Origin of the sequence: Microcoleus sp. bin48.metabat.b7b8b9.023 (assembly GCF_013299185.1) — a bacterium.
Taxonomy (GTDB): Bacteria; Cyanobacteriota; Cyanobacteriia; order Cyanobacteriales; family Microcoleaceae; genus Microcoleus.
This window is the reverse complement of the sequence record NZ_JAAFKG010000045.1, coordinates 23,493-36,459: the sequence shown is the minus strand read 5'-3', so window position 1 is coordinate 36,459 and position 12,967 is coordinate 23,493. Positions and strand designations below refer to the sequence as shown.

Annotated in this window: 8 protein-coding genes; 2 read left to right on the top strand and 6 right to left on the bottom strand. The window is 45.0% G+C overall.

The window, feature by feature from the left end:
• Positions 1 to 260 precede the first annotated feature (260 nt).
• The 6 genes from QZW82_RS22640 to dnaK form a co-directional block, all read right to left on the bottom strand.
• The gene (locus QZW82_RS22640; protein ID WP_293153182.1) at positions 261 to 473 is read right to left on the bottom strand and encodes a hypothetical protein; all 213 of its coding nucleotides are present in this window, start codon (positions 471 to 473) and stop codon (positions 261 to 263) included.
• Between the two features lie 31 nt (positions 474 to 504).
• Positions 505 to 2,940, bottom strand: coding sequence for a dynamin family protein (locus QZW82_RS22635; protein ID WP_293153179.1), 2,436 nt, complete (start codon positions 2,938 to 2,940; stop codon positions 505 to 507).
• Positions 2,941 to 3,160: 220 nt separating this feature from the next.
• Positions 3,161 to 4,123 (bottom strand): Rpn family recombination-promoting nuclease/putative transposase, encoded by a 963-nt coding sequence (locus QZW82_RS22630; RefSeq protein WP_293153177.1) that lies wholly within the window; start codon positions 4,121 to 4,123, stop codon positions 3,161 to 3,163.
• Positions 4,124 to 4,433: 310 nt separating this feature from the next.
• Entirely contained in the window at positions 4,434 to 5,495 is a 1,062-nt protein-coding gene (locus QZW82_RS22625) for a J domain-containing protein (protein ID WP_293153175.1), read from the bottom strand.
• A gap of 213 nt (positions 5,496 to 5,708) precedes the next feature.
• Entirely contained in the window at positions 5,709 to 5,960 is a 252-nt protein-coding gene (locus QZW82_RS22620) for a four helix bundle protein (RefSeq protein ID WP_293153228.1), read from the bottom strand.
• Positions 5,961 to 6,176: 216 nt separating this feature from the next.
• Positions 6,177 to 8,315: a molecular chaperone DnaK gene (gene dnaK / locus QZW82_RS22615; protein WP_293153226.1), complete on the bottom strand. Its 2,139-nt coding sequence runs from the start codon at positions 8,313 to 8,315 to the stop codon at positions 6,177 to 6,179.
• A gap of 298 nt (positions 8,316 to 8,613) precedes the next feature.
• On the opposite strand from dnaK, the gene QZW82_RS22610 reads away from it, so the two are divergent.
• Complete coding sequence (locus tag QZW82_RS22610) at positions 8,614 to 9,363, top strand: Uma2 family endonuclease (protein WP_293153173.1); 750 nt, start codon at positions 8,614 to 8,616, stop codon at positions 9,361 to 9,363.
• A gap of 104 nt (positions 9,364 to 9,467) precedes the next feature.
• Positions 9,468 to 12,860, top strand: a complete 3,393-nt coding sequence (locus tag QZW82_RS22605; RefSeq protein WP_293153171.1) for a helicase-related protein — start codon at positions 9,468 to 9,470, stop codon at positions 12,858 to 12,860.
• The last annotated feature ends 107 nt before the right edge of the window (positions 12,861 to 12,967 follow it).

Sequence of the window (12,967 nt, the reverse complement as noted above, 5' to 3'; positions counted from 1 at the left end):
GTAGCCGCGATTTCCAATCGCCGTAATTGATGCTCTTTTAGCAAGAATCCCGGCGAATAGAATTCGCGACTATACAAACGATGTCCGCCTCCGCGGACTAAGAATTAAGAATGTCTTCAACCCGCGGAGGCGGGTTTTGTCTGTGTAGCCACGATTTCCAATCGCCGTAATTGATGCTCTTTTAGCAAGAATCCCGGCGAATAGAATTCGCGGCTATACAAACGATGTCCGCCTCCGCGGACTAAAAATTAAGAATGTCTTCAACCCGCGGAGGCGGGTTTTGTCTGTGTAGCCGCGATTTCCAATCGCCCGATTTCCAATCGCCCGGTTTCCAATCGCCCGGTTTCCAATCGCCCGGTTTCCAATCGCGGCGGTTTCCAATCACCCGGTTTCCAATCGCCCGGTTTCCAATCGCGGCGGTTTCCAATCGCCTTAATTTCAATCGCCCGGATTTCCAATCGCCTTAATTTCAATCTCCCCGGTTTCCAATCGCCTTAATTTCAATCATTCACAATCCACAACAACGCTATTATTATCTCCAATTACGGGCAACAAATGCTCGTGCAACTTCATTGCTTGCAAACAACTATTAATCCCCGAAACCGCCCGATCGTACTCTTGAACCTTCTCTTCATTCTCAGCTTGCAACCGCAGATTCCTAGCAATTTTCTCCTCAGCTTCCTGCGCCAAAGTTTGCTCCAAATAATCGCGGGCTTGACTGTATTTCTGCAAAATATCATCAGCTTGCTGTTCCGCCATCGGTAACAAATGCTCTTTCAGCGTTTGATTCACAGTTTGGCGGAAAGTTTGCCGAATGGTTTTCGATACTTTCGGCTCAAAATCTAGCCTCAATAATTGTCTAATTGCTGGTTGCGCGTCTACCATATTTTCGCAGTCAAAACCTTGGGATGTTTGCTGCAATGTTTCCCGGAATTGGTAAATCGAAAACGTGCCTTCGTCGTAAAAACGGGGACTTTCTCGCACGTAGCGATCGCACTCCACGCCCGCCGCATTCACCAAAGCACGAGAAACCTGCTGTGACAACTCCTCTAACTGCTGTTCAATTCCCCCGTCATTCCCCAACAACCGATAAAGTAATCGATAATATTCTGACTTGCGAATGCTGTCTTTCAAATACTGGAAATAATTCTCAACCAGTGACTTAGTAGCCTCTACTAAAATATCTTCCAACTGATTCGCTAAATAATAAAGCGCTTCCACTAAAACCGCAATTAAAGGTGCAGTAGCATTGCGCGGATGAGTCATCAAAGTGCGTCCGTAAGCCGCCTCAACCGAAAATCCATCTAGCAATTCATCCAAGCGGCGAATCATCCGAGATTGCAGTTGGCGAAAATCTGTATCGAAAATATCGCATCTGTTCATAATCATATCATTTACTTCTTTGGCGATATGTTCTCGAAATTCCTGTCCGACTTGCTGCAATTCTTGATTTAGGCGTAAAAGTTCTTGGGCTTTCATCGCTTCAATTTCGCGGGGCTGGCTGTCCAAATTCCGCTGAATTGTTTGGTATTGTTTCCGCAGTTGAATGCACAAATCCTCTAAATCGTCAGCGAGATTTCTGAAGAGTTGCGGGCGCTTTTCTTTTGTGAGATAATCGGTGATGGCTGTGCGAAAATCTTCGATGCCGCTATCTTGAATTAATTGCTGAATTAACGGTTGACCTTGTTCCGCCAGAATCCGCACGTAGTTTTGACTGGGCGTTTCGTAGCTGTTAACTGAAATCCGAAATTTGCTGGGAGATAGTTTGCCGGAATTCGCGCAGTAGCGGTTAAATTCGCTGACAAATTGCGGTGTTTCTTCACTGTTTTCGCTTTTACTACCCGCATTTGTGTCTGCATCAACTCGATCGCGACTTTGGACAAAAATGCTATCCAAACCAAAACGATCGCGCCCGGTTGTCCCTTTAATCAAACTCCCGTAAAATCCCAGCAATCCGCTGGTTTTATAGACTCTGGCGGTGTCGCGAAAGTCGGAATTAATCAGATTTTCCAAGCGTTGTCGCAGTTGCGCGTTGTACCAAGTTTCGTCAATGCGGTTGAAAATGTAAAACAGCCGATCGCGAATTCCGGGATTCGATCGCGTTTTTTCCATCAACTCCGTCTCTTCCGTCGTCATTTCGCCAGACGACGCAGCCTTCAAGACGCAAACAACCGCCGAAGTATCCGGGCTTTCAATCTTATCATAGGTCAATGCCGCATCCTGTTTGACAGGCGCATCAATTCCGGGCGTATCAATAATAATATTCCCATCTTGCAGCAGCGGATGGTAACAGTAATATTCAACTCGCTTGAGTACAGCACTGTTGCTACCGCGCCGCGCATAACTTGCAGCTTCCTTGAGATTGGAAAAATTAAACTGTTCCATCGAATAAGTTGCATTTTCCACAGCTTGAATGCGATCGCGATTCGCTTCAAACCCTTCTAATAGCAAAGTAAGAGCCTTTGCTTGTTTAGCTCGCTCCGATTTATTTTCTCCGCCTTCCTTTTCGATAATTATGCTGCATCCCTGAGCTAAAATTTTAACTACATCTGTGAGATTAATATCGATTTCAGTCGTTAAATTTAACTGCTCGCACAGAGCATAGGCTTGCTGGCGAATCTCAACTTCGCTCGAAAAAGTGAGAACAACACGCTCTTTTTGGGCCGATTCAGCGTAGGCGATATAGCATTCAGTACCGGTTGCGTGTCCTTCAGCGCTGTAGAGCAATTCTCGCTCCAGCAAAGCATTGATCAGCATTGATTTTCCCGCACTAAAAGCGCCCGCAAACACAATCTCAAACTCAGGAGAAATTGCCTTTTTCAGAGAAGATTGTACCGCCGTGATATCTTGTTGTCGCAGAGACGATTCTTGACGCAGCAGTTGGAGTAGAGAGTCAACTTGCTCTTGCAGATTTTTGCATTGAGGCGGCATTTGAGTCATTGTGGCGGAATGCTCCTGTAGTGTGGGAAAATTAGCTTGAGGTTAATTTTCGGCTAGTTCCTGAAGAATTGCAACAGTAATTTTACTTATGTTATCGAGTGCGATCGGGAGCATCTCATTTTTGTACACATGACACTCACATTTGTAGTAGGGTGCGTCAGCCACTTCTGACGGAACATCTGAAAATTAGGCTAATCGCTGACGCACCCTACAGAGTCGGCTATCGGGCGGGTAAATCTTGTGTTTCCAGCCAAGCTGTTAAATCCGAGATTTGGGTAAAATTGAGCAAAGCTTCTGCTAAATTTTCTAATTTCGCGATCGACAATTCCTGAATTTGATTTTGAACTTCGGGAGCGATCGCACCTACACGACGTTCTAACAAACGGATAATTAGTGCGAATTGTCCTTCCTTAATTCCTTCTTGTCTGCCTTCTTGTTTGCCTTCTTGTCTGCCTTTTTCTGTTGCTATACTGACCGCTTTAGTGATTGCTCCCCGACGGTCTTGGATGTAAATTTCCTGTTTTTGCAACTCGCTTAATTCGTCATAGCTCAAATTAGCTTTAGTCGCTATTGTAAATGCTTGACTAATCTCTGGCACCTCTTCCATTGTTGCAGGTACTGAGTTTAAGTCCCTAGCAGTTTTGAGAAAATAAATCCACTTATCGGCTAATGTTTGTAACTCGTTCAAACTTTTTTGGAACTTGGGTAACTCAACAAAAACCAATTCAAAATCGAAAATAGGATAATCGCTTAAGAACTCTCTTTCTTTTAGCACAAACCGCGAAATTACTTTCCTAAAATCCTCAAACATCTCAAAATCAGTGATGGTCAAGGCAATCACTGGATTCAACATTACATATTGTTCTGCTGTTTCTAATTGCGTTGAATAAGCTTTGGCTGCATTGTACAAAATCCGCTTTTCAAAAGCCTCTACGTTCAAAACCTGCATCTCGATAATTACCTCTGTGCCGTCATTTAATTTCGCTCTAATATCTACGTAAGTATCCTTCAGCCCTCGGATTAGCGGTAATGAATGAGGATCGAGGATTTGCAAATATTCGATGGTGGGCTGATTGTCATACAACAAGGCATTCAAAAAACTCTTGAGAATGTCTTTGCTATTTTGTGAACCGAAGATTTTTTTGAATGCGAAATCAGTTTTAGGATTGATGAATGTGAACATATAGATAATCGGTGAATTTGTAATGGTTGAGGTTTCAGGTGCGGGAGGCGCACTCTACTATCTATATTATACAAACAAGATTTCCCGCGTGCAGCGCGCACCCACAGGGGAGCATATCAGTTTTTCATTTATATATAGCAATACTCGCATCATTTTCATAGTTCTTGTAGGGGGTTCTTTAAGATCCGGTTGCCCCGATAGATAGGGGGTAGGCACGGGGCACTACCCCTACCAATCTTGATGAATCATTTAGGACAGCTCTACAATAAAAAATGCTTCTTGCAAAAAAGAGATGCTCCCCTCTACAAAATTAAACCGACAAATCTTGACGGGGTTTGAAAGTCTGAATTTGCCGCAATTTCTCGTACAATTCCCGTTCTTCGTCGCTAATTTCCTTGGGAATTAATACCTGAATTTCTACTAGCTGATCTCCCCGATCGCCATTTCCAGTCGGATAACCCTTATTCGCCAGCCGCAACCGCTTCCCAGACGTGACTCCAGGTGGCAGTTTCATCTTCACCAAGCCGTCTAGAGTCGGCACTTCAATGTCTCCACCAAGTACCGCTTCGCAGGGTGTCAGCGGCAATTCGCAGCAAATATCCGACATTTCCAAGCGGAAAAATGGATGGGGAGAAACCGTGATTTTTAAGTACAAATCGCCACCGCCAATACCTTGATTTCGCAGGCGAATTCGCTGGCCCGATACCATCGCCCCCGGCATATTTACCTCGATCCACCGCCCGTCGTCCAAGCGGATGCGCTCGGTACCGCCCGAATAAGCTCTTTCCAAAGGCAGAGTTAGCCTCGCATCAATGTCTCTTCTGATTTCGCGATCGTCTATTTCCCTGGTTTCGCGTCGAATTTCGCGATCGTCCAAATCCCTCCTATCTTCCCGAGAATTAGCAACATAACTCGTTTTCTTAGAAGCCGTATTCCACGGTTCTGAAGTGGGAACTCGCGGTGCATCATTCTCTGTCGCCATCCTCACTTCACGGCGCCTTCCGAGCACTTGATCGAGAAATTTATTAAAATCTGAGTAATCGCTAAAATCGATATCTTCCGCTGGTTTTCTGCGGCTACCTTTGTTGTTTCCCCAACTTGTGAAATTGGGAAGTTTTACGCCTTGTTTGCCTTGAAATCCCTTTTGCTTCCAGAATTTACTAAACTGGTCGTATTGAGCGCGCTTTTCGAGATCGGACAGAATATCGTAAGCTTCATTAATATCTTTAAACCTATCTTCAGCAGATTTATCTCCCGGATTTACGTCAGGGTGCAACTGTCTCGCCAGTCGTCGATAGGCTTTTTTTATCTCGTCAGCCGTAGCATCTCTGGGTACTCCCAGTATTTGATAGTAATTACGAAAGTTTTGCATAATTTGGGAAGGAAGAAGGAAGTTCGGCAACGGATTTTGTAGCGGATGTAACGGATGTAACGGATGTAAGTCCGATGTAAGTCCGATGGAAGTCGGAAGAGGGAAGAAGGAAGAGGGAAGAATGAAAATTTTTTATTCTGTGTGAAGTTTATTGATATTGCTGACCATTAGTCGTGTGAGTTCATCTACTTGTTTGACAACGGGTGAGATTTTTTATAGTGCGGCAAACCCCACTTTTTCAGAAATCACTAGATGAGTATCCAGTTCTCTGAGCGAACCGAGAGCTATTCGCAAATATCTAATATACTCTTGTCGGGTAACACGTCCATATCCCTCAGCAATGTTAGCTGGTATTGATACAGATGCACGGCGAATTTGACTGGTAATACCATAAAGTTCAGATGGATGAAATGATTTGGTTAATTCGTAGCAAAGTTGACAAAGATAAATACCCCGCTGCCAGATGTATTGTTCTCTATGGGCTATATAACATAGTTTTCTCCTTGCTGATTATAGTAATCTCTATCTATTTCCAAGAAGTCTAGTGAGAGAAAAAAGAAGTCCAGAAGAAGTGGAAAAAGGGCGGTCACATATTCTCTGCTAAAAATCCGCTATTTTCCTTCTTCCTTCTTCCTTCTTCCTTCTTCCTTCTTCCTTCTTCCTTCTTCCTTCTTCCTTCAATTACAACCAATCATCGTCGTCATCCCAGTCGTCGCTTTGGTTTTGATAGGGGCGAGTTGGGCGGTTATTGCTGGTTCTGCGATCGGGTGTGCGATCGTAGGATCGATCGCGATCGTAGGATCGATCGCCCATACGATCGCGATCTGGCATCCGATCGCGATCGTAAGAGCGATCGTAAGGGCGATCTGGCATTGGATCGACAGTCGATCGCCTGTAGGGCTTAGCATTTTGATAATAGCTGCTGTCATCGCTGCGCCGCTTGGTACTATCGCCTGTAAAAGTCCGCTTCACAGACTCAAAGAAATCATCATCATCGTCATCCATTGCAAAAGCTGCAACTTCGCGACTCAGATCGTAAAGAGCATCCTGCAAATCCGAGCCAACTTGGTCAACCCCCCGCTCATCCTTACGTTCCAAACTGTCTCGCAATTCCCGAATTAAAGTTTCAATTCGCTGGCGGCTTCTTTGGGCAAACTGCATTCCGCGATCGAGTGCAACTTCCCGCAACTGTCGCTCAGCTTGATAAGCCAAAGCCTCAGCGCGATTGCGTTTTTCCACCTTTTCCCGCTGCAACTTATCAGCTTGAGCAAACTGTTCCGCATCGCGAATCATTTGATTCACTTCCTGCTGGCTCAGCGTCGAAGCACCTTGCACAGTAATGCTTTGTTCCCTGCCGGTAGTTTTGTCCAAAGCAGTCACCAACAGCATCCCGTTAGCATCAATATCAAAAGCCACTTGTACCTGCGGAATCCCTCGCGGTGCCGGCGGAATTCCCGTTAATTTAAACCGTCCCAAAGACTTATTATCTCTACCTAATTCCCGTTCCCCTTGGATGATGTGAACTTCTACCACAGTTTGGTTGTTTTCAGCAGTCGAAAAAATATCCGATCGCCTAACTGGAATAGTAGTATTGCGCGGAATCAGTTTTTTCATCACCCCGCCGATGGTTTCCAAGCCCAGGGACAGGGGCGTCACATCCAACAGCAGCACGTCCCGGACATCCCCGCCCAAAATCCCCGCCTGAATAGCAGCACCCACCGCCACAACCTCATCGGGATTGACATTTTGATTCGGTTCGCGATCGATCAAACTCCGCACAATTTCCTGCACCAAAGGAATGCGAGTCGAACCGCCCACCAAAACAACTTCATCAATCCGAGAAGGACTCATATTGGCATCAGCCAAAGCTTGTTTCACCGGACGGCGCATCCGCTGCACCAAATCGCTGCACAGCCCCTCAAATTGACCGCGAGTCAAGCGCGTTTCCAAATGCAAAGGCCCATCTTCATTTGCATCAATAAACGGCAAATTAATCTCAGTGACGCCAACTCCCGACAGCTCTATTTTTGCTTTTTCTGCCGCTTCGATCAAACGCTGCAAAGCTTGGCGGTTTTTGCGTAAATCCACGCCTTCTTTTTCTAAGAATTGTTCAGCCAACCAATCAACAATTTTGGAATCAAAATCATTGCCACCCAACTGAGTATCGCCGCTAGTTGCTTTAACTTCAAATACTCCATCTCCAACATCTAAGATAGATACATCAAAAGTACCGCCGCCCAAATCAAAAACTAAGATTGTTTGACTTTCTCGCCTTTCCAAACCGTAGGCCAAAGAAGCCGCAGTCGGCTCATTTAAAATCCGCTTCACATCAAGTCCGGCAATTCTACCAGCATCCCGCGTCGCCTGTCGCTGCGAGTCGTTGAAATAAGCCGGAACAGTGATTACAGCCCCCGTAACTTCTTGTCCCAGATAGCGGCTGGCTTCATCGGCCAACTTCCGCAACACCATCGCCGAAATTTCCTCTGGGGCGAAATCTTTTTTCAGGCGAGGGCATTTGATTTTGATGTTTCCGTTTTCGTCGCGGCGAGTTGTGTAAGGGACGCGCTTTGCTTCTGGAGTCAGTTCGGTATATTTGCGCCCGATGTACCGTTTGACGGCGTAAAAGGTGTTTTGGGGGTTGAGAACATTTTGGCGTCTGGCCATTTGTCCGACAAGGCGTTCCCCTTCCTTGGTGAAAGCAACCACCGAAGGAGTTGTCCGCATCCCTTCTGCGTTGGCAATCACAACCGGTTTGCCGCCTTCCATGACGGCTACTACTGAGTTTGTCGTTCCGAGGTCAATGCCAACTACTTTTCCCATACGTCCGTTGTCTCCTGTGGCGTTGTGTGTAGCTTTTTCAATATAAGCGTTAAGTTCGATCGCATTTATTGTACCGCGTCGAGCCACGGGGCTGCGGGGGGTTATCTCACTTCGGGGTAGCGGTTGGGGTTGGTTGGGTGCGATCGACCTTTTTTCCATATGGCTTTGGCGCAGAGACTGAGGAGCAAATTGATTAGAATGGAGAGCAAAAGTTATCCTATCATCAACATCAAAATTAAAAGCCGTTAGCGCAGCCCTCGAAGAGGATCGCACAAACACCTCCAATCACCATAAAACTATGAAATTCTCCTTAGATGTAGAAAACAATCCCACAGGCTGGCCAGATCATACTCAACTACCCGAATCAGACGGTACTTTTGTGAAGAACTTTCAAGAACATCCCCAAAGCATTTTACTAACCGATTCCATTACTCCCGTTTTAGAAACAATTCACGCTGACGGTAACTATTGTATCGGTCAAGACAGTGGCATTTATTGGCGATTAGCTGACCCGTTAGAAAAGGGTGCAGAAGCGCCTGACTGGTTTTACGTTCCCAATGTCCCGCCAACACTAGACGGTAAATATCGGCGTTCTTACGTGATGTGGCAAGAGTTTGTAGCACCATTAATCGTGTTAGAGTTTGTATCGGGTAATGGGTCGGAAGAACGGGATAGAACGCCTTTATTGCGATCGGGAAAACAGGAAACTAAACCGGGGAGATTCTGGATTTATGAAAATGTGATTCGTCCCGCATTTTATGGAATCTACGAAGTCAACAAGGCTAGTGTTGAAGTGTATTATCTCAGCCAAGGTAGGTATGAATTAGTTGCTGCAAATGAGCGCGGTCATTATCCGATCGCACCGTTAGGAGTGGAGTTGGGAATTTGGCAAGGTAGTTATCAAAATATGGAATTACCTTGGTTGCGCTGGTGGGATAGTGCAGGTAATCTGTTGTTATCGGGGGCCCAAAGAGCCGATCGCGCCGAAGACCAATTAGAGCAGTTGCGCGCCCAATTGCGATCGGCCGGAATCGAGCCGCAATTATAAACAGGTTCGTAGTGAGGACTTTAGTCCTTCTATCTTAATTATCAAGGACTGAAGTCCTTACTACAAACTTTTTATTTACAACTAACCTATAGAGAATAAACTAAGTGCCGCGCATTTTTGACAACATCGAACTATCTCTCCTACCAGTATTACGAGAAACCATCAAACTCTCCTACCGGGCCGATTTTTGCGTTGGCTATTTCAACCTCCGGGGATGGCGAAGCATTGGCGATTTAATCGAAGCATATATGGGAAATCGAGGAGCCTGCTGCCGCCTTTTGGTGGGAATGCAAAGTTTGCCATCCGATGAATTGAATGCTAGTTTTAGTCTGATTTCCCATCACCGGGGGATTGACAATAGTGCCATTATTCGACTCAAAAAACGGATAGCAGAGGAATTTCGCCAGCAGTTGACAATAGGCGCTCCCAGTGATATCGACGAGCAGGGATTACGCAGGTTGAGCTATCAGATTAAAACCGGAAAAGTCATTGTTAAATTATTTTTAGCTTATCATCTACACGCTAAGCTATATCTCGTTCACCGTCACGATCCAAACAGTCCGATAGTTGGCTTTTTGGGTAGCAGTAATCTGACTTTATCGGGACTCTCAAAACAAGGAGAATTGAATATTGATATTCTCGATCAAGATGCTTGTGATAAATTACAAAAATGGTTTGAAAATCGCTGGGAAGAATACGGTTGTATTGATATTTCTCAAGAACTTTCAGAAATTCTCGATCGCAGTTGGGCGCGCTCCGAACCAATTCCACCTTATCACATCTATCTCAACATTGTCTATCATTTGTCCCGCGAGGCGATCGCAGGTATTGCCGAATTTCAGATTCCCCGCGATTTTAATAATTTATTTCAGTTTCAAGAAGAAGCCGTTAAGTTAGCCGCCCGTCACATTACCAAACGGGGAGGCGTGATTATTGGCGATGTGGTAGGTTTGGGCAAAACTTTAGTCGGTACGGCGATTGCCAAAATTCTCCAAGAAGACTGTCTCTTGGAAACCTTAATTATTTGTCCGAAAAACTTGGTCAAAATGTGGCAGGAGTATGCTGATAAATATCGCCTGCTGGCCAAAGTCTTATCGATCAGTCGGGTGCAGCAAGAATTGCCAGAATTGCGGCGCTATCGAGTTGTGTTAATTGATGAAAGTCACAACCTCAGAAACCGAGAAGGCAAGCGATATCGAGCAATTCAAGAATATATCACCATCAATGAAAGTAAATGTATTCTGCTTTCGGCAACTCCTTACAACAAAACCTATTTAGATTTATCTTCTCAGTTACGGCTGTTTATTCCCGAAGACCAAAATTTAGGATTGCGGCCGGAAGCTTTGCTCAATCAATTGGGTGGCGGCAGTCAAGGAGAGTTAGAATTTATGAAGCGACATCAATGTTCAGTGCGCTCTTTAGCTGCTTTTGAAAAGAGCGAACATCCGGATGATTGGCGAGACTTAATGAAGCGCTATATGGTGAGGCGAACTCGCTCGTTTATTAAAGAGAATTATGCGAAAAATCAGGCAGAAACCGATCGCAAATATCTAGAATTTGCCAATGGCACTCGTTCCTATTTTCCCGATCGCATTCCCAAAACAATTAAGTTTTCCTCGGAAACTTCCACAACTAACTCCCAGCTTGACTTTGAGGAAATTGTCGAAGTCATCAACGCCCTAAATCTGCCCCGTTACGGGCTGGGAAATTACATCGCCAAAAAACCCAAACAACAGCCGACTGAAGCAGAGCAGCGACAGTTAAATGCCCTATTCCGTGGCGGTCGTCGGTTGATGGGTTTTTCGCGGACAAATCTGTTTAAACGGCTAGAAAGCAGCGGCAGTGCCTTTATTCAGTCCATCGAACGGCACATCCTGCGGAATTTTATTTACTTGTATGCGATCGGGCAAAACTCCGATATCCCGATCGGCACCCAGGATGCAGAATTGTTGGATACCCGCAACAGCGATGAAGATGCTGATTCAGTGGTAATGAGCAGTTTTGATACGGAAGAAATCGAAGATGAATCGGGGGAACTTTCAGATATCGAAGCCCAATTGCAGTTAGACGAAAAAAGTTTTAAACAGCGCGCAGAAGTAGTTTATGGAGAATATCAAACACGCTACCAGCGCAGGTTTAAATGGCTGAAATCAGATTTTTTTGACACCAAGAAATTAAAACGAGATTTACTAGCAGATGCCCGCTCTTTAATTGAAGTATTGCAAACTTGCAGTGTATGGCATTCTCAACCAGATGAAAAGTTAGCAGCTTTGGTGACATTGATTGCAGAAACTCATCCCCATGAGAAGATACTAATTTTTACTCAATTTGCCGATACAGTCCGCTATATAACTGATAACTTAACCAAGCTAAAAATTGCAGGCATTGCATCGGTGACAGGCAAATCAAAAGACCCCACAGAACTCACATTTCGGTTTAGTCCAGCTAGCAACGGTAGGCGTAACAAAATCTCACCAGAACAAGAATTGCGGGTTTTAATTACCACTGATATTCTGAGTGAAGGTCATAACTTACAAGACAGTGCAATTATCGTTAATTATGACTTACCTTGGGCAATCATTCGGTTGATTCAGCGGGCGGGAAGAGTGGACAGAATTGGGCAAACAGCCGATCGCATTTTGTGCTATTCATTTTTGCCAGAGGAAGGAGTGGAACGGATTATCAACCTGCGGGAAAGACTGCGCCGACGCTTACAGGAAAATGCCGAAGTTGTCGGCACCGACGAGACATTTTTTGAGGATGATTCACCGCAAGTCATTCTGGATATTTACAATGAAAAATCCGGGATTTTAGATGGCGAAGAAGATGCCGAAGTTGACTTAACATCAGAAGCTTTTCAGATTTGGAAAAATGCGACTGACAATAATCCGACTTTGAAAAAAACCATTGAGTCAATGCCCAATGTAGTTTACTCAACTCGCGCTCATACACCCGAACCATTGCAGCCAGAAGGAGTTTTATTGTACATGAAAACTGCCGAGGGTAATGATTCGTTGATTTGGGTCGATCGCAATGGAAACAGCGTCACACAATCGCAACTCGCCATATTAAGAATTGCCGCCTGCGACGAAGCGACTCCGGCGATTCCGAGAGACAAACAGCATCACGAATTAGTCAAAAAAGGTGCTGAGTTGATAGCAGAAGAAGAGTTAACTGCGGGCGGACAATTAGGGAGATCCTCCGGTGCTCGGTTCCGAACCTACGAACGTTTGAAAAATTACGCACAGTCCATGCGTGGTACAATATTCGCATCGGATGAATTATCAAAAGCCATTGATGAAATTTACCGCTATCCCCTGCGTCAGTCGGCAATTGACACGTTGAACCGGCAGTTAAAAAGCGGTATAGGCGATCGGGCATTAGCAGAATTAGTTGTAGGATTGAGAATGGATGACCGTTTTTGTATAGTTAGTGAAGATGGAGACAAACGGGAACCGATGATTATTTGTTCTTTAGGCTTGTTTCAGGAGATATAATTAAAGTAGGGTGCGTCGCCGGGAACAATTCTCGCTGCTGACAAATATTATCGAGCGACGCACCATACCACCTGTTCCAGAACAAATAAGATGTACAATGAATAATA